Here is a 23,268-nt window from a genome sequence, read left to right as displayed (position 1 = left end):
AGAATGTCATTACAATTCAGCATCTTAGCAAGCGGAAGTACAGGGAATGCCCTTTATGTGGAGTCAGAAGAACATTCCTTTTTAGTCGACGCCGGTTTTAGCGGAAAGCAAATGGAAGGTCTTTTTCAGCAAATTGGCCGGGATATGAGTAAGCTTTCAGGCCTTTTTGTAACGCATGAGCACAGCGACCATATTAAAGGAATTGGCGTGCTGGCCCGCAAATATAAACTGCCTGTCTATGCAAATGAGAAAACCTGGCGGGCAATGGACGGATTGGTTGGCGAGATTCCAACAGATCAAAAGTTTATTTTTAATATGGAGACAGTTAAAACGTTCGGTTCAGTTGAAATTGAATCCTTTGGCGTCTCTCATGATGCGGCTGAACCGATGTTTTATGTGTTCCATCATGCTGACAAGAAGCTAGTCCTTATTACAGATACCGGCTATGTCAGCGATCGGATGAAGGGCATCATCTCGAATGCAGATGCTTATATTTTTGAATCCAACCATGATGTGCAAATGCTCAGAATGGGAAGATATCCATGGAATATTAAGCGAAGAATCTTAAGTGATGTCGGCCATGTTTCCAATGAGGATGCAGCAGTTGCGATGAGCGAAGTGGTCGGTGACAAAACGAAAAGAGTCTATCTGGCTCATTTAAGTCTGGATAACAATATGAAGGATTTAGCCAGGATGTCGGTTGCACAGACCCTTCAGGAACGTGGATTCATTGTCGGTGAACAATTCGATTTATATGACACAGATCCAAAAATACCAACGGCTTTAACAGCCGTATAGACGGAAAAAGAGTGAAACCTTGCTAACAGGTCTCACTCTTTTTTGCTTTTATCGAATGAAATAAATTAGCAGTTTGGTGTGCATAATGATACATATAAGCCAAAATAGAAATATTTTTTTCATTGGTAAGAGAGGAATGGTGTGATTTGGGTTATTATGATGATCATTCAGGCAGAGTGAAAAGAGGCCGGAGCGGCATTTTGATTTCCAGTATTGTGAGTGCGATTCTTGGAGCAGTTCTGGTGATTATTGCAATTCCGGCATTGTCCAATCAAGGAATTCTCCCTTATAACATTCAACCCCATCAGAATCTTGCAACCGATTCGAATATGAATAATCAGCCAAATGTGGTTCAGGAACAAGTGGCCCTTAATGTAAATACAGGTACGACACAGGCGGTTGCAAAGGCTGCTGATGCTGTAGTTGGTATCACCAATATTCAATCATCGAATTTTTGGTCGGACAATGGCAGCAAATCGGATCAAGCAACAGGGTCCGGTTCAGGAGTTATTTACAAAAAGGTTGGGAATAGAGCTTTTGTTGTCACAAACCATCATGTGGTGGAAGGCGCCACGAAGCTGGAGGTCAGTCTGTCCAATGGGGTCAAACTGCCAGCAAAGCTCTTGGGCAGTGATATTTGGACCGATTTAGCCGTAGTGGAGATTGACGGAAGCCAGGTCAAAAAAGTAGCGGTTTTTGGCGACTCTGATAAATTAAAGATGGGTGAACCCGTAATGGCGATCGGAAACCCGCTTGGACCAACCTTTTCCGGTTCTGTGACAGAGGGAATTATTTCAGGTCTTAAGCGGACGATTCCTGTTGATATTAATCAGGATGGCGTCATTGACTGGCAGGCAGAGGTGCTGCAAACCGATGCAGCCATTAACCCTGGTAATAGCGGCGGTGCTCTCATCAATATTGGCGGGCAAGTAATTGGAATCAATTCGATGAAGATTTCTCAAACAGCCGTTGAAGGAATTGGACTTTCCATTCCGATTAATTCTGCGAAGCCGATTATTTATGATCTTGAGCATTACGGAAGCGTCAAGCGGCCCTATATGGGGGTTGATTTAAAATCTGTTTCGGAAATCCCTGCCTATTATCAATCTGAAGCATTAAAGCTGCCTCATGATGTAAATTATGGTGTAGCCCTTAGACAAGTGGAATCCCATTCACCAGCAGCGCAGGCAGGATTAAAAGAATTAGATGTGATCGTGGAAATTGACGGGCAGCGGGTAAATGATGTCATCGATCTTCGAAAACATTTGTATGAGAAAAAGAAAATTGGCGATCTCATGAAAATAAGATTTTACCGGGCCGGAAAATTGATGGAGACTACCCTAAAATTAACCGGTGCTGTTACCCAATAACAGGATTTAGTGAAGCAGGAAAGTGAGTTGGAGACTTCCCTGCTTTTTTTTGTGGTATGATGGATAAGGATTTCCGGCTGAGTATGACGGAAGTAGATAACGTAAACAATAGGACTATTGGAATTTTTAGTGGGAAAGGTGAAGATGAATGATTTATTGCTGTGAAGAACATGTGGAAATTGCCTTGGATGAGGTTGTGGATGAATATGAAACTTATCCTGTTTTATCGAAAGTAGATGTGGATAACTTATCTACAAGCTGTGAATATTGTCAAAATGCGGCTGTATATATTGTGGCGAACAAGTGATTCCATACAAGATGTGGATAAAAAATGTGTATATGTGGATAACTTTTGTGGATAAGTTGTTTGTAACCTGTTTGTAATCATTTTGTAAAGGGCTGTGGATTGTGAATATCTCGATCATAACGGTTGGCAAATTAAAAGAGAAATATTTAAAGCAGGGGATTGAGGAGTATTTAAAAAGATTAACCGCCTACGCAAAAGTAGAAGTTTTCGAGGTAGCCGATGAAAAGGCACCAGAGGAATTAAGTGAATCAGAAATGTTGCAGGTGAAGCAAAAAGAGGGAGAAAGAATTTTAGCAAAGGTCAGCCAAGATACATATGTGATTGCGCTCGCCATAAACGGCAAAATGCAATCATCGGAAGAACTGGCGGATACGCTCGATAAATTAGCTACATACGGCAAAAGCAAAATCGCTTTTATAATCGGCGGGTCATTGGGGCTGAGTGAGGAAGTATTAAGGCGATCGAATGAACAGCTGTCTTTCTCGAAGATGACTTTTCCCCATCAGTTGATGAGATTGGTTTTGGTGGAACAGATTTACCGGGCATTTCGGATTAATCGGGGAGAACCGTACCATAAGTAAATTTAGTCAAATGCCTCCCCTTAAGGTTGGGGAGGCTTGAATATAATAAGTTTTCGGATGGACTGTGATCCGCTTTTCTTTCGTGAGGATCCGCTTTTATCGGTTGGGTGATCAGGTCAATCATCCAAGCTGATAAATAGACGGAGAAATTCCGCTTAATTGGTAAATAAAATAAAAAATTGCTTAAATAGATGGAGAGATTCCGCCTATTGACTTGAAAAACATGAAAATAGGGCCATTTTGCTATGTATAATCGGAAAACTTCCCCTTATTTTCCCCGAAAAGAGCTCCATTCTGCATTTAACCGAAAAACCTCCGCTTATTTTACTATCGCTCTTTACTCAAATTAAGGACAAGAATTCCTATTTAGATGAAAACCATCGCGGGACGACTATTAAAGGTCTACAAGTTCACTTCAACCTGCTTTGCAACATAAATTTCCCCTTTTTGCTGATACTTTAGGATAAAACTAGCCGGGACGCAATTATATGTGATGGTTAAACCTACATCCGCGATCAATTGATTACCGGCTACCTTCCAGTTGACAGATTGATGTAACGGGAATCGGTGGTGATAATAGGTTTTGCCGCATTGATTCTTCGCTTTCCACAATTGCTTACGGCCCTTTACCTGTATGGTTTTGTCAGTAGCCTTAATCATGAAATCACGCTCAATTGTGTGTACGGGGTCATCGATATCCATTTCTTCGTAAGCTTTTCCGTCTGCTGTTTCTACACGCTGAATGATATGTGCTTCTTTTTGTACTACCGATGTACCAGTACCTAATGTTAAGATGACCACAATTTCTTTTTGACCGTCATGATTAATGTCAACCACATGTAATTCTGGTTTGCGCTCTTCTCTCATTTCCACTTCCCATCTATACGTTTCAACCATCTCATTCTTAATTTTTACATGAAAGTCTTTATAGATGTTTTCTTGGAGGTTAGGAGTCGCGTAAAGGTAGACCCCTTCTTTCTCATTACTGGCAACCAGTTTTTGCTTCGGCACCGGTGGTTGTTCAGCAAAAACACCACTTGAATCACAGAGCAATATCGTACAAAGAATTGCTAAGATTCTTTTCATTACATGCCCCTCTTTCCTGTTATCTTGATTTAGTATGTTTCAAGGCGAACTTTTAATTCTCCTTGTATTGAAAGGGAATCTCTATACATTTAAAATGTATAGACCGCAAAATTAATCAAATATTATTCTTATTAATAATGATTTTTGGGGGTCTATTCGTGTTAAAGAGGGTTTTCCAAATCTATCGAGAAGATCTCTTAAGTGTTGCCACTAACTGGGCCGCAGCAGCAATCATTCTTGCCTTAATAGTTCTGCCATCGCTTTATGCTTGGTTTAATATTGAAGCCACATGGGATCCGTATGGAAATACCAGGGGGATCCCCATTGCTGTTGTTAACAACGATACCGGTGCTGTATTAAAAGGCCGGGAGATCAATATCGGCCGAGAGGTTATTCAAGCCCTCAGGAAAAATAAGTCGCTTGGTTGGAGATTTGTTGATTCAGTGGAGGCTGACAGCGGAGTGAAGCAAGGGAAATATTTTGCGAGTATCACAATCTCAAAAGACTTTTCATCCAAAATTGCGACTATCCTAAGCGACAACCCCAAAAAGCCTGTGCTAATCTACACAGTAAATGAAAAAATAAACGCCATCTCTCCTAAAATTACCGTTAAAGGAGCAGAAGGTCTGCAGGATGAAATCAGTAAAAATTTCGTTAAGACAGCTAGTAATGTCATTTTTACCATTTTTAATCAACTTGGAATTGAACTTCAGAAGAATTTGCTGGATATCGAAAAATTAAAAACCATGATTTTTTGGCTCAACGACCATTTAGAAGAAGCTGAAACCATTATTCATACAGCCGATCAGGACTCAGCTCAAGCACAAAAAATTGTAGGGGACCTGCAAAGCTATGTGACAGAAGTGCAGGGCATAATAGACGAAGCCAAGGGACTATCTGGACAAGTAACAAACTTTCTTGATAAAAATAAAGAAGCATTTTCGAATCTTGGACCAACAGTTAAACAGAATCTCCTCTATATGCAGCAAAATGCGGCTTCTATCGAACAATTAACAGGGCTACTATTATCTCCAACCGCCAGTCAAGAAGATAAAAAGAACGCTTTAAATGACAGTGTAACTCGGTTAAACACGCTGATTCATTTGGAAACATTATTGATCAACCTGTTTGAAAATTTAAATGGATTAGGAAATAACCCTGTTTTTAGTCAACAGCTAGCCAGCATGACTAAAGAAAAGGCAACTTCAGAAAATCTATTACATATGTTAACCGCCATTCAAACCCAGGCTGGCCCTTCACAAGCACTCGTCAAGCAAGCGGGTGAGGCGTCAAAGGCTGTTACATCAAGACTTACTCAATTGACGGCCAATTATGATACGGAGTTGGCACCGAAAATTCAACAATTGAGTGAGTCTGTAGAAAGCATCCCGATACATGCTAATGATTTCTTCACTAAAGCAGATCAAACACTGCCACAGATTAAGAGAATTCTAAATGATGCATCAAACGGCATTGCCATTGGTCGAAGGGATATTGCTCTGATTAAACAGGATTTTCCCGGTGTGAAACATAAGATTGCTAAACTCGCGAATCAAATTCGCCAATTTGAAAAAACGGCTAACATCCAGGAGATAATTGATTTGTTGCGAAATAATGCGATGAAGGAAAGTGATTATTTTGCAGAGCCGGTTTTAATGAAGGAAAAACGATTATTTCCTATTCCAAATTACGGTTCAGCGATGTCACCCTTTTATACGATATTGTCGCTCTGGGTAGGGACAACGCTATTAATTTCACTGATCCCAGTTGAGATTCCAGCAAATGAATTCAGCCCGAACCAGGTATATTTGGGAAGGTTTTTAACCTTTTTTACATTTTCCTTATTTCAGTCGATTATCGTCACTCTAGGGGATCTTTATCTATTAAAGACATATGTAGCTGCGAAACTATGCTTTGTGTTATTCGGGTTATTAATTAGTGCAATATTTATGTTAATTACGTATACACTAGTATCTATTTTTGGAAATGTAGGGAAAGGATTGGCGATTGTTTTACTCGTTTTACAAGTATCAGGTTCAGGTGGAACATTTCCGATTCAAATTATGCCGCCATTCTTTCAAAGACTTAATCCGCTTCTGCCCTTTACTTATGCCATCAGCCTCATGAGAGAAAGTGTTGGTGGCATTCAATGGGACGTAGCCAAAAAGGATCTTGCTATTTTCCTGTTCATTGTGATTATAACCCTGTTGTTTGGGTTGCTCCTGAAAGGACCCATTGATAAATGGGGCAGCGGGTTAAAAAGAAAGGCGAGAGAAAGCCGGCTTATTCACTAGTCGTAGCCTTTTCCATTGAAGCGATTAAGAAAGTGTTCGATCCAACTGGATAACCAAAAGGGGCTGTACTAAAAAACCATTTTGGTCTTATAGTACAGCCCCAACTATTTTTCGAAGATTAAATATCCAGCGATGCCGAGGATACCTTAAATACTTTGGTTATTACAAATAAATAAACGGCACCAATGATAATCCAGACCACGCCAAGTTTAATGGCTGTTGGATCCATTCCTTTTATAACATAGCCAATGACCAGGAATCCAATAAGCGGTAGGATCAGGTGACGAACATACTGCTTTGATTTTTGACGAATGATATAGTGATTAATAACGGATACATGAAGGACAAGGAATCCGGTAAGGGCCCCAAAATTTACGATATTGGTTAGGACATCAATTCTGCTTTGGAAGAATAATCCCACGGCCAACGAAACAACTGCGACAAGAATCGTGCTAATGTAAGGGGTTTTGAACTTCGGATGTACCTTTGCAAGGACAGCAGGCAATTTCTTATCGCGGGCCATCGAATATAAAATTCTCGAAATCGCAGCTTGAGCGGCAAGCGCGTTGGCAATTCCCCAAGAAAACGCAGTTGCAACAATGGTTAAATTCTTTAACCAGGTACCACCTGCTTTACCGGCAATTTCATAGAAGGCTGTGTCGAGATTAGCTAATTTCATTCCTGCACCAAGGTCGCTGGCAATCCATGTCTGAATGATAAATAATGCGCCTACAACAAGAAGGGCTGTAACGGTTGCTTTTCCGATTACTTTACTACCACCTTTAACTTCCTCAGATAATGTGGAGATTCCATCAAAGCCCAGGAAAGATAATACAGCGATCGAAACGGCACCCATCACAAGTGATAAATTAAAGGAGCCTGGATTATAAAGCGGCTTCGTTGTTAAATGTCCATTTCCCATTCCGTGAGAGAGTGCAACAAGACCGACAACGATGAAAATTCCCAATACAATAAATTCTAAAATTAAGATGATTTTATTGGCCTTTGCTGTAAACTCTACGCCAAATACGTTAATTACTGTATTTATCGCGATAAATAAAACCAGCCAGACCCAAATCGGGATAGACGGGATTAAAGCGGTTAGGGCTGCAGCACTGACAAGATACAAGAGCGCTGGAACCAAAATATAATCTAGCAAAATGGCCCATCCGGCAAGGAAGCCTACTTTGTCATTAATTCCTCGCTGGGCATATGCATAAACGGATCCAGCAATTGGGAAAGCTTCGGACATTCTTGCATAACTCAGCGCTGTGAAAATCATTCCGAACATCCCGATCATATACGCCAAAGCAACCATTCCCTTAGAGGAATCGGTAATATAGCCGTACACACCAAAAGGGGCGATAGGGACCATGAAAATCATTCCGTATATCAATAAATCCCAAAATGTTAGTGCTCGTTTTAACTCCTGCTTGTAACCGAAATTTTCTAATGACATGCTGTTTCCCTCATTTCTTTAGATTGTAATTTCGAGCTGTCGAATGATAGACATCGGTAATTCAAAACGTGCGGTTTTCAATGGGTCGACCACCTGCGAAATCTGTAAATTCCCGCCAATGCTTAGCAGGAAAGTCGCGTCATGCTTGGAAATCCCAGCTTCTGCTTCCAAAAATGCCACCATATTTTTAGTTGCAGCAACGGCTGAGTCATCAAGACTTTTTTCAGAAGCAATAGTATAAAGTGCATGCTCTGTTTTGACCATTGGAACGTTCCACTGCTTACCTTTGATGACGTTGACAGTAACGGTGACTTCCCCTGCAATTTCTACACCGCAAACGGAAACCTCTCCATCACCCATTGCTGCATGAAGGTCTCCCATTGCTAACAGGGCACCAGGAACATTGACTGGTAAATAAAGCGTTGATCCCTCAGTAATCACTTTTGAGTCCATGTTCCCGCCGTGTTTATCAGGAGTTCCACAGGAAATCGATTCTCCATTCGCAGGAGCTGTTCCAATAACGCCGATCATTTTATTTAAAGGCAATTCGATTTTATCTAATAAAATCACCTTTTCTTCACGAATGGGAACCATCTGGATAACATTTTCGCTTAAATCCTCTCCCAGAACCCCAAGACCTGGTCCAGTCATCATAACACCTTGGTCAGTAAGATGGATTTTTTCAATTTTTACCTCCAAGATATCTCCCGGTTCTGCTTCTTCTATAAAAACGGGTCCGGTTGCAGGGTTGATGCGGTCCCAGTTTAATGAATGATAAGGGGTATCAATGGACGTAATCTGATCTTCAAAGCAATCACAGGTTTCAAATACGACAGTTGAACCGTTCTCTACTGAAAGAACTGGTTTATTTTGATCCGACATAGCGTAAATTAAATTCTTTTTTTCAACTCGATACATAGTAAATCCTCCTCATAAATAGTTAGAAAATATCTAGGTACTCCTTTAATTCCCAATCCGTTACATGAAACATGTATCGCTCGAGTTCTGCCTCGCGCAGTGCAAGATAGTCATTGATAAAGGACTCACCGAGCATTTCCTTGAAAAATGGATCCTGTTTTAAATCATTCAGTGCCTCCCATAATGACCTAGGAAGCGGTTCAAAGTCAGCCGTGTAAGCATCCTGACTTTGCAGGGGAAGAGCAGGCTCTATCTTATTGCGAATACCGTCTAGTCCCGCTGCCAGGATAGCGGCAAGTGCTAAATATGGATTGGTGTCTGCTCCAGGGAGCCGGTGTTCCAACCTGGTATCTATTCCCCGATTATTAGGGATTCGGATCATGGCACCGCGATGTTCATATCCCCAAGTGTTGGTCGACGGAGCAAATGAATACGGTTTCAGTCGCTTGTAACTGTTTACTGTTGGATTGACAAGTACACATAAGGCTCTGGCATGCCGCTGCTGCCCGCCAATAAACCAGCGGCACAAATCGGACAATCCATCCGGTGCAGATGCATCTGCAAATAAGTTCCCGGCTTTTTCATCATGAAGCGATAAATTTAAATGAGCACCACTGCCGCTCATATCGTTGACGGGCTTGCTCATGAATGTTGCTTTATAGCCTTTTTCATGGAGAATTTCCTTAATGCTTGTCCGATAATAAAAAGCCATATCGGCAATTTCTAAATTCCAAAATGGGGAATGGGTCACTTCAAATTGACCGGAACCATACTCCGTATTGGCTACTTCTGGACCTGCCCCCATTTCAGCAAGGCCTTTCAGTAACGAAACAAATATATCTTCCACTTGAGATTGTTTCGTTTCTGAAAAACAGTGTAATCCTTTCCACGAAGGTTCCAGTCCATTTTCCGTTTCTTTAAAAGCGTAAAATTCATACTCAAACGCTCCATAGACACGAAGACCAGCTTTTTTATATTCATCGAGAACTCTCCTCAACACGTAGCGCGGGGCAGTTTCGATTGGTGTTCCATCTGCGTTGTAAAGATCTCCAATCAGCCTCGCCATACCGGATTTATATGGGAGGGGACCAAACGTCGGGAAATCCGGCTTAATTTCCCAGCTTGGAAATCCCCCGTGAAATCCTGATCCAACTTTTGTTTGTACATGTTCAGATGTATCCATGGAAAATAGCACGGAAGGAAAGGAAATACTTCCATTTTGCCCCATCTCCAAAAACTTTTGTGCCGGTATATAACGTGCGCGTGCGATATTGGAGTTATCATTCAGAGACATTCTTACAGTATGAATTTGGTGATCTCGAATCATTTGTTGAATATGAGTCTGCCAATCAGATTCTAGCAATCTGCCTCTCTCCTCTTTTCATTTATGAACCATTTGCGTTAACTTATTTTTGAATATACAGTAAATTTATAATTATTTCAACAATTTTTATTTTCGATTATTGACGTTGGTTAAAAAATGAACCATAATATTATGAAAGTATTAATTTAACGGCGGTTCATTATTGTTTGTATTTTTTGTAATTGAACCAAAAATGAGGTGTAATAGCTTGGATTTCTCTTATATTGTAAAAAGCCCTTCAAGTATCAAGTTATTTGAAATGATCAAACGTCTAGCCAATTTTCCAACAACTGTTTTAATTGAAGGTGAAGTAGGGTCAGGAAAAAAAATGATTGCCGAAAAAATTCATAGTTTAAGTGATCGGTCGAATCGGTCCTTTGTTAAAATAAGCTGTGGTTCGTTTACGGACCATGAGTCCGACCCTGAGTTATTTGGAACGGACCACACATCGGTTCCAGCCGTTAAAAGAAATCCAAGTTTGGTAGAGTCTGCCGATCAGGGGACACTTTTTCTTGAAGAAGTAGGGGAATTAAGTTCAAAATTACAAGTTAAGTTACTGCGGTTTTTACAAGAACGGGAAAATGATAGGGCTGGTGGAAGCTGGTCTAAAAAATTAAATATACGGATCATTGCGAGCTCAACCATACCTATCGCTCAACTCGTCAAGGAAAAGAAATTTCGAGAGGATTTATTTTATCGACTGAATGTCGCTTATATTCCTGTATCTCCATTGCGCAATCGTCCAGAAGAAATCTTGCCATTGATTGATCATTACCTTCAATATTTCTGTAAGGAATACAAAATAAAGAAGTGGTTCAAAAATGAGACGCTAGAAATTTTAAGAGTTTATCCCTTTCCCGGTAATATCCTTGAACTGAGGAATTTAGTTGAGATTCTTTGCGTCAATACCACTGCGGAATATATTGAGCCATCAGACCTTCCCGGCTATATTCATCCGAGTCCTGTGCCCGCAGGGTCATTGGATTCACAAGTGGGTGAGTTTGAGAGTTTGCTGATTAAACAGGCTCTTGAAATGGACGGGAGTATTCGCAAAGCCGCAGGCCGTTTGCAAATTAGCCATGCTACCTTATTGCGGAAAATGCAAAAATGGGGAATTGAGAAGTAAGGAAGGAGGACAATGTATCGTACGATAAACTTTGTTTAGAAATCACCTAGAATTAAAGCCCTTGGTTACTTCTATTGATAGTAACCAAGGGCTTTTGGTACTGAGTAACTTTTTAATACTCAGTTACCGTCTTGGCTGTAGTGGAATAGTACCTTTTTTAAAAATGCAGGATTCGTGATATGATATTCTAAAAAATCTTTAAAGATAGATATAAGGTGTATGATATGCTTGGAAATTAAACAATTAGAGTGTTTTATTGAAGTTACACGTACAGGTAATTTTACCAATGCTGCTGAAAATCTGTTCATGACGCAGCCTGCCCTCAGTAGGATTATCAAATCATTGGAGGATGAACTCGGAACCCCTCTTTTTATTCGATCAAGAAAAAAGCTGACGCTAACAGATGCAGGACGTGTTCTGGAAAACCATGCATTAAAAATTGAAAAACAATTACGGCTTTTGGATGCTGATCTCGATAAGATGCTTATGCTAAAAAGAAGACATGTCCGTATCGGTCTACCTACGATCACCAGTACCATTTTTTTCTCAGAATTAATTGCTTCGTTCCATCAAGAATATCCAGAGGTGACATTTCAATTGGAAGAGGATGGATCAAAGCTGATTGAAGAGAAGATTGTTAATGATTTACTCGATTTTGGGGTTGTTGTTCTATCTGAAAAAAACGATAATCTCGATAGTTATAGATTTGTCCATGAGAAATTAAAACTAGTTGTACCCTCGTCACATCGTCTTGCGGGGAAACAGAAGGTGTCCTTGCAAGAGCTTAAAGAAGAGGGATTTATTATGTTCAACCGGGATTTTGAGTTAAGAAGTCTTGTCATCACCGCTTGCAGAGAAGCTGGTTTTCAACCGATTATTGTTTCGGAAACATCACAATTGGATTTCATTCAAGAATTGGTTGCATACAATATCGGTATCACTTTACTTCCTGAAAGTACATGTCTGGAACTAACAAATGATTTTCATACGGTAGCCGTAACCGACCCGACGATTGAATGGAATCTAGCCATGATATGGAAAAAAGACGCAAACTTATCACAGGTTGCCAAAGAATTTATCCGATTCGCAAAAGTAAAGCTGGCGGAGGCTGATCCGAACCAAGGTTTATAGATTGAGTCCATATTGTAAGGAGGTTGTCTGTATGACAACCTCTATTTTTATGTTTAGGCTAAGAAGCGCTTTCATACAGTTTTGTTATGCTTTCTATGTCCTATTGGCATTGTATCTTACCACTGAGGATGTATTATAATGACCTAGTCAAAAATTCTAATGCTGAAGTAACACTTCAAAAGCATTTTTATATAAGGTGATAATAAATGGAAACAAAGAAAATAAAAGAAACGCGTGTAGTTCAAACCGATCAAGTACTCATTAATGATTTAAACAATTATTATACATTATTCGGTGGAGTTTTAATGAAGAAGATGGATGCTTGTGCGACGCTTTCCGCCCGCAGGCATTCACGAGTAAAGGAATGCGTTACGGCATCGACCGACTCCGTTAATTTTCTTGAACCGATCCGAGTTAGTGATTCGGTTTGTATTGAATCATTTGTCAGCTATACAGGTAAAAAGTCAATGGAGATTTTCTGTAAGGTGATTGCGGAAGATCTTGAATCTGGAAATCGTAGAATCGCGGCTACAGCATTCTTCACATTCGTTCCTTTGGATGAAAATAAAAGACCGAAAGAAGTGCCAGCTGTTGTTCCAGAAACAGAGGAAGAGAAATTTCTTTATGAAACAGGAAAAGAACGGGAAAGTATCCGCAAGATAAAAAGGGAACAAAATAAAGAACTCGTGTCCAAGCTTACACTGGATAAACCATGGGATTAATACGATTCAAAGGGGAGATATTATATGGTAATCGCAACAAGTTATAGCGAATTAAAAAATGCGCAAATGGCGATCGAAAACTTTATTGAAACAAAACCATCTATTTATGAAAAATTTATCAATATCATTAAACTAACTCGTCAATTTCAGTATGGTTATCAATATATGGGCTCATTAATAATGGATGAGGATTCAAGTAAATTCCAACCTATGTCACAGGATAATTATGTATTGTCTGTCTATAAGCGTGAAATTGAAAAATTAAAAACAGATAATAGATTCTTAGATTTAAAACAGCTCCTAAAAACGTATAAACCCGTTAGTTATGCTAATATTAGCAAGTTGGCATTAGGAGAAAACCCAAGAGCATTAGTTGGTCCAACGGTGGTCCATTAATAGCTTGAAAAGCATAAAAAAGGGCTGGCTCAAAAGTCATTTCTCAATGACCTTTTGAATCAGCCCTGTTCAATTTCAGATTGGCCGTTTCGCTTTTGAATCGGCGCATAAACGGTTTTCGCCCGAAAAGAAATCCTTTATGCTTTCTTGAATGATATTCTAAAATCCCTTCCCCTAAAGAAACAAAGGAAAACATGGATAAAGTGATAAAAAGAGAGCTGAATAAAGGAACCCATGGAAACGCATCAAAGTCGATTAAAACATCGAACAAAAAACTCGGCCATATTATAGCAGTATTATCCATTAAATAAGCACCGCTTATTTGTTGGATAAATTTCTGGGAAATAAAAATTCCAAAAATCCCAAGCTGACCTAGTAAAAATAACATACTTCCCAAATGCTGCACAAAATAGGCAACCCACTGAGGATAACAACCCGGCCAATAATATCGTTTCCACAGTCCGAATGGTTTGGACCCGGCTACAATCCCTGCCTCAAAATAGCTTTCTTTTTGAATGAGTGTCACGCCTTTATAGACAACTTCTCCTACTTTTCCCAATTCAAAGATAATAAGAAAGCTGATCATCCAAATCGCCCGGTGCGGCGAAAAGATAAAAAATGGAATGGTCGATACGATAATAAAGTAAAAAAATAGGGGTATTCTTGAAAATAAATAATTCCATCCCTGTAACAACACCCTGAAAAAGGGCAAATGGGCTGAAGCGACACCAAACGGGATCGCAAGTAAAAAGGTAATAAAAGAGATGGAAAGAACGGCCGTTAAGGTCCCGCGGGTACCCATAATGAGGGCACTATAGATATCCCTGCCGGATTTGTCGGAACCTAATAAGAAATCTTGATTTGGAGCAAATGGAGGGATCCTAAAATCCAAATTGCTCTTTGGCCCTACGACATATTTATGTGGTGTGACATGTGGATCGACATGAGGCAAATAAGGACCGAAGATAAAAATGATGGCAAAGATGCTGCAACCTATTATTCCGATCCATAAAGAGGGGATCTTTCTCATTTGAACATTCCCCCTTTTTTTGGATTAAAAACAAATTCAAGTATTTGGTTGATCCACTGTGCGAAAAGCAAAAGAACCAGAATCAGTAAACTAAAGCCAATGACAGCAGGTACATCAATGGGAAAGGACTCACCAGCAAAGAAAATACTTTTAATATGTATGGCCGTTATTAAACGATAACCGATACCGTGATACATGGTTAAAAATTCGACGACAAACATACCGGAAAATAATATTAAGGTAATAGGCATAAAATGCTGAAGTAATTTTGGATAGCAATTTTTTAGAATATGTTTCCAAAGCATTACTCGGTCAGGAACACCTTTTGCTTTTGCTGTTTTAATATAATCTTTTTCATCTTCTTCTTCTAATGCTTGGAAAGTATATTTTGCGATAATAAACGCCGGGTACATACTTAAAAATACGATTGGCAAAAAGGGGCTGTACCATTCATCATTCCCGTACATATGCAATCTAGGAAAACCATAGTGCATGGCCAGGTATAAAAGGGTCTGAAAGAGGAAAATCAGGAAAAAGTCAGGAACTGATTGCCCCAGCCATGTAGAGCCTCTTCCCAAAAAACTCCCCAATTTATTGGTTTGAAACCGATAATCGAAGACACCTTTGCAGATTCCTGTAAAGATACTAAGCAGCATGGCAGGAAGCAGAACGATAATACTCCTTTTAAAATAAAGCCAAAGTTCCGTTTCCACAGGTTCATTATAAATGGTCGTCCCAAGGCTTTTTTCGATTTGTACTTCTTTCAAATAATCATAAATATTTTGTTTATAATGATCCCAAGTAAAATGATAGGACATGACATCGGTAACACCAACCCGGTGGGATTGTGTCTCGCGTGGCAATAAGACTATTAGGATGATGATGATGGCCATACAAACCCAAAGTAGAAGACTGCCTAATAAACGTAAAAAAAGATTCAATGATCCAATTACCTCCAAAATACAGCAAGGAGGAGTTCCTCTATCCATAATATTACAAATCAATCTATTAATTCAATGTTTTTTCTAATAATTCTAACTTTTCTTGAAAGTAAACAAATGCGTTTACACGTTTACGAAAAGTATACATGTGGTGCACAAAGACGTTTACATGTTTACAAATGTGTTTGCATCCTTTGATACCAATATGTATACGAATTTAGTTTACATATACACATATTTGTTTACATGTTTACTCTACCTTCATAAGAAGCTCCTAATCTCTCTTAATATTTTGGATGAGTTAAAAGTATTTGTTGGAATTGGAATGCATATAAACAAATGTATTTGACATAGCCAATTTTTTATATTGGATGTTTTCTAAAAGATTGTGGTTTAAAAAGTTTATGTGAGAAGTAGATTGGAGTGGAATGTGTGAGACTCCTCGAAAAAGCTATCACATTCCTTTGTGTGGGCGGTGAGTATCATAGTGACAAGTGTAAAAGGCAGCCTGTCACTGTAAAGATAATTCTTGGAAGCTTTCCTCAGCGTAGCGGTAATCATCCACTCTTCTTTTTAGTTAAATAGCAACAAAGTTTACGAAAGCAGCTTTTAAATTTGATTTGATCTATCCATTAAATTCCCCCCCACTTAAAAGGAGGTCTTACCAAAGGATAGATTAACGAACTGGCCAGGGAACGGCAAGTAGGCTATTTGTTAATGCAACCCAAACGTTAAAGAATATATGTAAGGAGATTTAGTTGTGGCAATAAGATAAAACAGGAAGGGCTGTCCCTTATTACTTTGAAAGTCAGACATTGAAAAATGGTATCTGTTTACAAAAAGCGTTTACGTGTATACGAAAAGTAAACATAATGTGCACAAAGGTGTTTACACGTAGACAGATGTGTTTACATCCTTTGAGATCAACATTTATAAGGATTTGTCTTGCATTTACCATATATGTTTTCAAGTTCGCTATAGGATATTGTAAAGCTTCAAATTTTGGATGTGTTAATGGTAATTGTTGAATTTGGAGCGCATATAAACAAGAGATTTTGATACAGCTAACTTTTTATATTGGTTGTTTTCAAAAAGATTGGTGTTTTTAAATAGTTTTTGTTAGAAGTTGATTAGAAAGGTAGGTAAGACTCCTCGAAAATGCTATCGCATTTCTTCGGACGTATGTAATTTTCTTGGATGCTATTCAATCTTCTTCGGGAGCAAAAAAGAATATATGTGAGGAGATTTAGTTGTGGCAATGAGATAAAACAGGAAGGGCTGTTCCGTATTAGTGACTGTCCCTTATTGCTTTCAATATCAGAAATTAGGAAAAATATATCTGTTTACAAAAACGTTTACAAGTATACAAAAAAGTAAACAAATTGTATACATTTATGTTTACGTGTTTACGAATACGTTTACTTCCTTAAATGACAACATGTGTACGAATTTGTTTACTTGTATACACAAATGTTTACAAAACAGCTTCAGTTTACAAGATGTTTACAGGTTTACAGTTTTATTTCTTTTTGCTTTTGCTCATTGTAGAATTTATTAAATTTTTATACTCTATTTATTGTGGAATCTATTAAATTTCTATACTCTATTAATTAGTAAATAGATAAATAATTACTTAATCTATTAAAAAAGGAAGGCTGATTATAATGAAATCTAGAATTGCGGCTGTTGATGTAGGAAATGACTCGATTAAGGCTATTTTTGGAGAAATGGATTATGAATTAAATATACCTAACATTGTTGCAAGAGATACTGAGGATCGTCCTGTAATAGGCATAGAGGAATTAGATACGAAAAACCCCCTTGAAGGAATTCATGTCAAGGTGCACTCCCCTGCCTTGAAAGAAAATAATTCCATTTATCGTGTGGGTCACTTGGCTACCAAAATGAATAATGCGACAGAATTGGATCCAGGAAGCAGTAAATCAGAAGAAGACCAAACACTAGTCATGCTGTTTACCACACTGGCCTTAGATGCAGTGAGATCACAAAATGCCAATGTGTTCACCAGAAATAAGAATGTGATTGATGCGAACTATACGCTCGGAACCGGTCTCCCCCTTCGTGAAGTGAAGGAAGGAAAGGATGCTGGATATCGCTCTAGATTGGTTGGTTCTGTGCATCAGGTGGAATTTCTCGTTACACCAAAGTACCAAGGTTTAAAGGTCAATATTAAATTCGAAGAAGTAAAGATTTATCCGGAAGGATTTGCCGCATATATTAATCTGTTGATGGATAGTCAGCTAAAGATTATTAATAAAGATTTAATTGATAAAAGAATCATCATTCAAGATATCGGAGGATTATCGACAGATATCGCGGTCATTAAGAATCGAAATGTCGATGATGATAAGGCACAAGGATTTAATCTCGGGGTATCGGAATCATTAGAGGCAATCAGAGAAGAAATTAGATCGAAGCATGGTGTAGAATTAGACAGCCGCCGGGATGTCGTTGAAATTATTACGAGGAAAAATGACCGCAATCATATTATGGTTCGAGGAAGCCGGACTAGTGTTCATGATATTACGGACCGCATCCTTCTTGAACTAGCCAAAAAACAATATCGATTATTGCGCAATGTATGGCTGAAAAACTCGCAAACAGAAATTTGCTACTTTGTTGGCGGCGGGGCGAATGTATTAAAAGAATATATTAAGACATTAAATAATAATTTAGATGGATATAATATAGAATTCTTTGAAGACGAAAAAGAAAGTATTTGGATGATGGCAAATGCTTATTATAAGCTTATTACTGATTTTATCAGAAAGACCGAGAAGCCTAAGGTGCCACAAGAGGTAATTAAGAAATAATATAGGGTGATCATATGAAAAAATCCACTGCCAGTGAGATTAAACGGGGCCAAGCGATTTCATTCCGCGTCCCTTCGGATACACCTGACCATTTATTAAAGCATTTGCAAAAACTAAAGGATACGGAGAGAAGAAACTTCTCCAGTAAAATTGCTGAGTTTGTCATGCAGGGTGTCGGCCATTCTTTCACAAGGGAAAGGGAAACAGTTACGGTTCCCCTCCCCCATCGATTAAGTAAAGCACAAAGAGATTGGCTAAAGCATGAACATTCGGAGGCATTGCTGGGCAGTATTATTTTTCAATTGCTTTCAGACCCTGTTCGTGCTTCTTCACTGCTTGCTTCAATGAATAGTAATTCATTGAATATTGACGACGCATTGTACCTGCAGGAAGAATTTATTTCAAAGGAAATAAAGACTGAAAATCCAATAACTTTTGCGGAAACTGCTGCAGCTGCTGATTTAGATAACCTCGATGATGACTTGGATGACTTTGACTGGGAAAACGCGAAACAAAGTCAGCCTGCCATCGAGGAAAAAGAAACAGAAGAACAAGAAAATGATCTGGACAGCCTCTTAGGCGATTTTCTGGCTAAAATGAATAAATAAAGGGGTCAGTCCCCCGCTGCTTTAAAGCAGCGGGGGACTGACCCCTTCTTTAAATCCAGCCTTTTTTCTCCGCGATGCTGGCGGCTTCTGTTCGATTTTTGGCATTTAGTTTATGGATGATTTCGGATATATAGTTGCGGACTGTACCTGATGATAAATAGAGCTCTGAAGTGATTTCTTTGGTGGATTTACCTAATGCCGCGAGGCGCAAAATTTCTTGTTCTCTTGATGTGAGCGGATTCTCCTCGCGAATCACATCAAATGTCAGCTCCGGACTGAAAATTCGTTTCCCTGTTATACATTTACGGATGGCACTTGCCAGTTCGTCAATCTCACCATCTTTAAGAAGGTAACCGTGCACCCCAATTTTAACGGCACGTTCAAAATATCCGGGGCGGGCGAAGGTTGTTAAAATGATGACCTTTGACCGCGAGGCCTGCCGCACCAGCTCCTCAGCCACCTCCAACCCGTTCATAACAGGCATTTCAATATCCATTAAACAGACATCCGGCTCAAGCCTTAGAATGGAGGAAAGTGCTTCTTCGCCATTCATCGCCTGGCCAATGACCATCATATCCTCTTCCAAATCAAGTAAGGAGCCGAGCGCTCCTAACAGCATTCGCTGGTCTTCAGCAATAAACAGTCGAATCAAATTGCTGCCCCCTTTTCAGCTTTTTTAATAATTGGGAAGGAAATTTTCAAGACGGCACCGTGATGGTTTGAGACCGCAAGTCCACCGTCAATTAATGCCAGTCTTTCTTCCATCCCTCGCAGCCCATTTCCAAAAGATTTACTTTTATTAAGACCCATCCCATCATCCTGGATCACAATGATCATTTTTTCAGTAGATTGAGAGATTGATATTTTGCAATGTGTCGCCCCGCTATGTTTCACAATATTCGTGGCTGCTTCTCTTATACACATGCTGACAATGTTCTGCGTAAAGGGAGGGATATTTGATAAATCGACCTCACCATCATACTGATAGGTAATTCCAGCTGCCCTTAAAATGGGCTGAATTTGGACGAGCTCCTCGGCAATCGTGATCGCCCTCATATCGGAAACGAGTTCGCGGACCTGCTTTAAGGCGGACCTCGAGGTGATTTCCATTTCCCTTGCTTCCGCCTTAGCACGCTCCGAGTCGACGGTAACTAACCGTTGGACAAGCTGACTTTTTAACGTCAGAAGGGAGAGTGTGTGCCCGAGTGTGTCGTGAAGATCGCGGGCAATGCGCACGCGCTCTTCCCTTTTCACGAGCTCCTCAATTTGCTGGTTCGCCTGATCAAGCTTTCGCTCCAGTTCCATCCGTCTATTCATCGAGCGAATGCCAAAGGGGGAACATAGGATGATGACAATAAAAGGAAGGAAATAAAACAGCTGTGCAGGTGATTGTACCGATTTAATGTGATAGAGAAAGGGAATCAATTCAACAAATGCAAGACTGATCAGTCCCCTGTTAAATTTTGTTTTTCCACGATAAAAGCCAATAAAGTTTGCAGGAAAAAAGCCGAGAAAAATATAATTTATGTTATAAAAAAAGCTAAACAGGAAAATAATAGACAGCTGCAGGGCCAGCCAGTAGGTAAATGCCCTTTTTCCCATGCTGCAATACAGCTGTCGATATGTGATTAAAAATAAAGCCACTAGGATAAAACCGATCATTTGTTTCAACCCTGTTTCCGTTGTTAAAGAAAAGATCGGGAATAATAGATAAATGAGGAAAATATAAGGAAAAAAGCCAAATTGCTTCGGAAATATTGTGATCCTTTTTTCTGGCATCCGCATCACACCGCTTCTTGTTTTCTTCTAATATATTTAGATATTACCATGAACAAGGCAAGGTAAGTGATTAAAATTAGAATGTTTTTCCAGTCAGGCGAATTGCCACTGACAATCTGCCATGCGCCGTTCCCAAAATGATAGGAAGGAAGCCAGTGGCCGATATTCTGCATCGTCTTCGGCATCATTTCAAGCGGAGTCCACATACCGCCGGCTACGGCTAAAACCATATAGATGACATTGCTGACACCTGAAGCGGTTTCGACTCTTTTCACCATTCCAATCAATGTACCTAAAGCCATAAATGGAAGTGCTGCGACTAGAATCCATAATCCGCTTGCCAGCCATTCGATTGGTGACAGCGATATGCGATTGATGAAAGCTCCGGCTATAAAGATAACGATAATGGATAAAAGGTGTATCACACTTTGACCGATGAGCTGTGAAGCAAAGTACACGCGGTCGGAAAGTGGTGTGAGACGAATATAAGTCGACCAGCCTTGAGTGCGTTCCTGCACGATGCGAATCCCGAGAGTCATGATGGATGAACCCATCACACTAAAGGCAGTCATTGACATTAAATAATGCGCCTGCCATTCTTTTTGGTCCACAGCATGCGTGTTCACCACTTTTGTAAAAATGTAATAGAAGATAATCGGCATGGCGAGGGACCAAAACACAAAATACCGATTCCTTAAGACTCTCTTGATTTCTGCTTTGCATTGCATTTGAAATGCCTTCATTTTACATTTCCTCCTTATTGCCGCTTGTTAATTGTTCAAACGCTTCTTCCAGGTTTCCGCGCTCAATTTGAATATCATAAGCTCCGATCTTTGCCTCGAAAATGAGTTCAAGCAATCTGTCCGTATTGTCAGATTCCAGATAAACTCGGTCATTTTTTCTAAAAACCCGTTCAATTTCCGCATGCTTATACAGCATCTCCAGCGGTTGTTCAGGTGTTATCATAAAGGATATCGACTGCTTTCTAATGCTGGCTTTGATTTGCATGGGTGTTCCATCTGCAACGATTTTGCCTTCTTTTAATAATAGGATTCTTCCTGCTGCATCGTCTGCCTCCTGTAAATAGTGAGTCGAAAAAATAATGGTTTTTCCTTGTTCACTAAGAGAGCGGATGGTTTGCCAAAAGCGGCTTCTTGAAGATATATCCATACCGACAGTCGGCTCGTCGAAAATCATTAATTCCGGGTTGCCTGCCAATGCCAAGGCAAAGCTGAGGCGGCGCTTTTGCCCCCCGGACAATTTTTCTGCTCTCGTTTTCAAATCCTGCTCAGTCAGTCCTGTTAAGCTGATTAGTTCGTTTATTGGCAGTGGATGCGGGTAATAACTGCAGATAAGTTCCAGTATTTCACTAACCTTTAACCCTGGGATGACACTAATCTCCTGCAGCATGGTTCCAAGTTTTTCGCGAACCAGTTTCTTAGCGGGATCCTGTTGAAAAAGCTTAATTTCTCCGACCGTTGGTTTAAGCAGCCCGAGGATCATCGAGATCATTGTTGTCTTTCCAGCCCCATTCGGTCCGAGAATGGCCACCACTTCACCCTTTCCAATCGAAAAACTCACCTGATCAACCGCTGTTTTATGCTGAAACACCTTGGATACCTGCAATACACTCAACACTTCATTCATCATCCGAACACCTCCAGTTTTCTTACTATCATTGTATAATGCTGGAAATGGGAATCTTAGTAAGCATTGTCATCAATATCAGGTGACAAATGTCATAAAAAGAGGGGTCATTCCTCCGCTGCTTTAAAGCAGCGGGGGAATGACCCCCTATATTTTTGCAACGTATTGGTCGCTGTGCCGTAGGCCGCGGTCGTCCTGCCGTCCCTTGGGCACCAGGTCGAGGAATTGGTAGGTGATGTTCATCATGTCAATGCCGCGGGCATAAGTGGAGTAGGTATGAAATATGCTTCCATCTTCATCTTTGTAGAATACACTTACACCTTCTCTGTCCGTGCTCATTGGATTTTGGCATGTGTAGTTGTAATAGGCTTCATTCTTATCTACTTCCTCTTCCGTGAAGGAAGCTTGGAAATCATAATTAAAATCCGTATACTGTGAAGAATACCAAGGAAACGACCAGCCCATCCGCTTTTTAAATGCATCAAGCTTTTCCAGCGGTGCCCGGGAAATACAGATGAAGGTGACGTCACGATGATTTAAGTGGGGGATCATCCCGCTGTAGTGATCTGCCCAGAAGGAACAGTGCTTGCAGCCTTGATCCCAGTCAGGATTGAACATGAAATGATAAACGATCAGCTGACTTCTTCCTGCAAACAGGTCCGTCAATGGCATCTGGCCATCAGGCCCGTCGAATTGGTACGACTTACTGACGGTTTCCCATGGAAGTTTTCTTCTCGCATTTGTTAGTTCATCCCGCAATCTGGTAAATTCCTTCTCTTTTTGAAGCAGTTCTTTCCTTGCTTCAATCCACTGATCATGCGGCAGGATTTTGTTTCCGTCCATAACAACACCTCTTTTGCGACTTTACCAGTCCTATT

Annotated in this window: 22 protein-coding genes; 11 read left to right on the top strand and 11 right to left on the bottom strand. The window is 40.0% G+C overall.

The annotated features are described in order from the left end of the window. Positions 1 to 3 precede the first annotated feature (3 nt). From ACZ5XR_RS26985 to rlmH, 4 genes are all read left to right on the top strand, one after another. Positions 4 to 798 (top strand): MBL fold metallo-hydrolase, encoded by a 795-nt coding sequence (locus ACZ5XR_RS26985; protein ID WP_464499512.1) that lies wholly within the window; start codon positions 4 to 6, stop codon positions 796 to 798. Between the two features lie 146 nt (positions 799 to 944). Then, the gene (locus tag ACZ5XR_RS26980) at positions 945 to 2,168 is read left to right on the top strand and encodes a S1C family serine protease (RefSeq protein WP_464499511.1); all 1,224 of its coding nucleotides are present in this window, start codon (positions 945 to 947) and stop codon (positions 2,166 to 2,168) included. A 148-nt stretch (positions 2,169 to 2,316) separates the two neighbouring features. Further along, a complete protein-coding gene (locus ACZ5XR_RS26975) occupies positions 2,317 to 2,475 on the top strand; it encodes a CxxH/CxxC protein (RefSeq protein ID WP_464499510.1) in 159 nt (52 codons plus the stop codon). Positions 2,476 to 2,576: 101 nt separating this feature from the next. Beyond that, positions 2,577 to 3,056 carry a 23S rRNA (pseudouridine(1915)-N(3))-methyltransferase RlmH gene (gene rlmH / locus ACZ5XR_RS26970; protein WP_464499509.1) on the top strand — a complete coding sequence of 160 codons (480 nt, stop codon included), beginning with the start codon at positions 2,577 to 2,579 and terminating at the stop codon, positions 3,054 to 3,056. 402 nt (positions 3,057 to 3,458) lie between these two features. Here the strand turns inward: rlmH and ACZ5XR_RS26965 are convergent, their stop codons facing one another. Beyond that, entirely contained in the window at positions 3,459 to 4,142 is a 684-nt protein-coding gene (locus ACZ5XR_RS26965) for a hypothetical protein (protein ID WP_464499508.1), read from the bottom strand. Positions 4,143 to 4,300: 158 nt separating this feature from the next. Between ACZ5XR_RS26965 and ACZ5XR_RS26960 the strand changes: the two genes are divergently transcribed. Continuing rightward, a complete protein-coding gene (locus ACZ5XR_RS26960) occupies positions 4,301 to 6,436 on the top strand; it encodes a YhgE/Pip domain-containing protein (protein WP_464499507.1) in 2,136 nt (711 codons plus the stop codon). Between the two features lie 118 nt (positions 6,437 to 6,554). Here ACZ5XR_RS26960 and ACZ5XR_RS26955 read toward each other — a convergent pair whose 3' ends face one another. The 3 genes from ACZ5XR_RS26955 to ACZ5XR_RS26945 are packed head-to-tail and all read right to left on the bottom strand — an operon-like array spanning position 6,555 to position 10,176. Beyond that, positions 6,555 to 7,895, bottom strand: coding sequence for an APC family permease (locus ACZ5XR_RS26955; RefSeq protein WP_464499506.1), 1,341 nt, complete (start codon positions 7,893 to 7,895; stop codon positions 6,555 to 6,557). A gap of 18 nt (positions 7,896 to 7,913) precedes the next feature. After that, positions 7,914 to 8,813 (bottom strand): acetamidase/formamidase family protein, encoded by a 900-nt coding sequence (locus ACZ5XR_RS26950; protein ID WP_464499505.1) that lies wholly within the window; start codon positions 8,811 to 8,813, stop codon positions 7,914 to 7,916. Positions 8,814 to 8,835: 22 nt separating this feature from the next. Continuing rightward, positions 8,836 to 10,176, bottom strand: a complete 1,341-nt coding sequence (locus ACZ5XR_RS26945; RefSeq protein WP_464499504.1) for a glutamine synthetase family protein — start codon at positions 10,174 to 10,176, stop codon at positions 8,836 to 8,838. 208 nt (positions 10,177 to 10,384) lie between these two features. Between ACZ5XR_RS26945 and ACZ5XR_RS26940 the strand changes: the two genes are divergently transcribed. The 4 genes from ACZ5XR_RS26940 (at position 10,385) to ACZ5XR_RS26925 (ending at position 13,551) form a co-directional block, all read left to right on the top strand. Next, on the top strand, positions 10,385 to 11,302 hold the full coding sequence (locus ACZ5XR_RS26940) for a sigma 54-interacting transcriptional regulator (RefSeq protein WP_464499503.1): 918 nt from the start codon (positions 10,385 to 10,387) through the stop codon (positions 11,300 to 11,302). Between the two features lie 228 nt (positions 11,303 to 11,530). After that, complete coding sequence (locus ACZ5XR_RS26935) at positions 11,531 to 12,433, top strand: LysR family transcriptional regulator (protein ID WP_464499502.1); 903 nt, start codon at positions 11,531 to 11,533, stop codon at positions 12,431 to 12,433. Positions 12,434 to 12,639: 206 nt separating this feature from the next. After that, positions 12,640 to 13,155, top strand: coding sequence for an acyl-CoA thioesterase (locus tag ACZ5XR_RS26930; protein ID WP_464499501.1), 516 nt, complete (start codon positions 12,640 to 12,642; stop codon positions 13,153 to 13,155). Positions 13,156 to 13,179: 24 nt separating this feature from the next. Then, positions 13,180 to 13,551, top strand: a complete 372-nt coding sequence (locus ACZ5XR_RS26925) for a hypothetical protein (RefSeq protein ID WP_464499500.1) — start codon at positions 13,180 to 13,182, stop codon at positions 13,549 to 13,551. A 43-nt stretch (positions 13,552 to 13,594) separates the two neighbouring features. Here the strand turns inward: ACZ5XR_RS26925 and ACZ5XR_RS26920 are convergent, their stop codons facing one another. Further along, positions 13,595 to 14,581 (bottom strand): hypothetical protein, encoded by a 987-nt coding sequence (locus tag ACZ5XR_RS26920; protein ID WP_464499499.1) that lies wholly within the window; start codon positions 14,579 to 14,581, stop codon positions 13,595 to 13,597. Next, positions 14,578 to 15,522, bottom strand: a complete 945-nt coding sequence (locus ACZ5XR_RS26915) for an ABC transporter permease subunit (protein ID WP_464499498.1) — start codon at positions 15,520 to 15,522, stop codon at positions 14,578 to 14,580. The genes ACZ5XR_RS26920 and ACZ5XR_RS26915 overlap by 4 nt, the downstream gene beginning before the upstream one ends. Before the next feature lie 1,661 nt (positions 15,523 to 17,183). Between ACZ5XR_RS26915 and ACZ5XR_RS26910 the strand changes: the two genes are divergently transcribed. Continuing rightward, positions 17,184 to 18,356: an Alp7A family actin-like protein gene (locus ACZ5XR_RS26910; protein ID WP_464502450.1), complete on the top strand. Its 1,173-nt coding sequence runs from the start codon at positions 17,184 to 17,186 to the stop codon at positions 18,354 to 18,356. Positions 18,357 to 18,370: 14 nt separating this feature from the next. Next, positions 18,371 to 18,964 carry a hypothetical protein gene (locus ACZ5XR_RS26905; protein WP_464499497.1) on the top strand — a complete coding sequence of 198 codons (594 nt, stop codon included), beginning with the start codon at positions 18,371 to 18,373 and terminating at the stop codon, positions 18,962 to 18,964. 49 nt (positions 18,965 to 19,013) lie between these two features. Here ACZ5XR_RS26905 and ACZ5XR_RS26900 read toward each other — a convergent pair whose 3' ends face one another. From ACZ5XR_RS26900 to ACZ5XR_RS26880, 5 genes are all read right to left on the bottom strand, one after another. Then, positions 19,014 to 19,616 (bottom strand): response regulator, encoded by a 603-nt coding sequence (locus tag ACZ5XR_RS26900; protein WP_464499496.1) that lies wholly within the window; start codon positions 19,614 to 19,616, stop codon positions 19,014 to 19,016. Then, entirely contained in the window at positions 19,613 to 20,743 is a 1,131-nt protein-coding gene (locus ACZ5XR_RS26895) for an ATP-binding protein (protein WP_464499495.1), read from the bottom strand. The genes ACZ5XR_RS26900 and ACZ5XR_RS26895 overlap by 4 nt, the downstream gene beginning before the upstream one ends. Positions 20,744 to 20,748: 5 nt before the next feature. Continuing rightward, positions 20,749 to 21,486 (bottom strand): ABC transporter permease, encoded by a 738-nt coding sequence (locus ACZ5XR_RS26890; RefSeq protein ID WP_464499494.1) that lies wholly within the window; start codon positions 21,484 to 21,486, stop codon positions 20,749 to 20,751. A 1-nt stretch (position 21,487) separates the two neighbouring features. Beyond that, on the bottom strand, positions 21,488 to 22,390 hold the full coding sequence (locus tag ACZ5XR_RS26885; protein WP_464502449.1) for an ABC transporter ATP-binding protein: 903 nt from the start codon (positions 22,388 to 22,390) through the stop codon (positions 21,488 to 21,490). A 147-nt stretch (positions 22,391 to 22,537) separates the two neighbouring features. Next, complete coding sequence (locus tag ACZ5XR_RS26880) at positions 22,538 to 23,233, bottom strand: DUF899 domain-containing protein (protein ID WP_464499493.1); 696 nt, start codon at positions 23,231 to 23,233, stop codon at positions 22,538 to 22,540. Positions 23,234 to 23,268 lie beyond the last annotated feature (35 nt).

The organism is Neobacillus sp. Fa239, assembly GCF_055395235.1.
The sequence above is the reverse complement of the archived record's forward strand: the minus strand, read 5'-3'. Positions and strand labels throughout refer to the sequence as shown.

What these genes read in the sequence shown, in the direction of transcription:
- ACZ5XR_RS26985 (WP_464499512.1), top strand. Translation starts at nt 4, where the DNA reads ATGTCATTACAATTCAGCATCTTAGCAAGCGGAAGTACAGGGAATGCC.
- ACZ5XR_RS26975 (WP_464499510.1), top strand. Translation starts at nt 2,317, where the DNA reads ATGATTTATTGCTGTGAAGAACATGTGGAAATTGCCTTGGATGAGGTT.
- ACZ5XR_RS26965 (WP_464499508.1), bottom strand. Translation starts at nt 4,142, where the DNA reads ATGAAAAGAATCTTAGCAATTCTTTGTACGATATTGCTCTGTGATTCA.
- ACZ5XR_RS26955 (WP_464499506.1), bottom strand. Translation starts at nt 7,895, where the DNA reads ATGTCATTAGAAAATTTCGGTTACAAGCAGGAGTTAAAACGAGCACTA.
- ACZ5XR_RS26950 (WP_464499505.1), bottom strand. Translation starts at nt 8,813, where the DNA reads ATGTATCGAGTTGAAAAAAAGAATTTAATTTACGCTATGTCGGATCAA.
- ACZ5XR_RS26930 (WP_464499501.1), top strand. Translation starts at nt 12,640, where the DNA reads ATGGAAACAAAGAAAATAAAAGAAACGCGTGTAGTTCAAACCGATCAA.
- ACZ5XR_RS26925 (WP_464499500.1), top strand. Translation starts at nt 13,180, where the DNA reads ATGGTAATCGCAACAAGTTATAGCGAATTAAAAAATGCGCAAATGGCG.
- ACZ5XR_RS26920 (WP_464499499.1), bottom strand. Translation starts at nt 14,581, where the DNA reads ATGAGAAAGATCCCCTCTTTATGGATCGGAATAATAGGTTGCAGCATC.
- ACZ5XR_RS26905 (WP_464499497.1), top strand. Translation starts at nt 18,371, where the DNA reads ATGAAAAAATCCACTGCCAGTGAGATTAAACGGGGCCAAGCGATTTCA.
- ACZ5XR_RS26895 (WP_464499495.1), bottom strand. Translation starts at nt 20,743, where the DNA reads ATGCCAGAAAAAAGGATCACAATATTTCCGAAGCAATTTGGCTTTTTT.
- ACZ5XR_RS26890 (WP_464499494.1), bottom strand. Translation starts at nt 21,486, where the DNA reads ATGAAGGCATTTCAAATGCAATGCAAAGCAGAAATCAAGAGAGTCTTA.
- ACZ5XR_RS26885 (WP_464502449.1), bottom strand. Translation starts at nt 22,390, where the DNA reads ATGAATGAAGTGTTGAGTGTATTGCAGGTATCCAAGGTGTTTCAGCAT.
- ACZ5XR_RS26880 (WP_464499493.1), bottom strand. Translation starts at nt 23,233, where the DNA reads ATGGACGGAAACAAAATCCTGCCGCATGATCAGTGGATTGAAGCAAGG.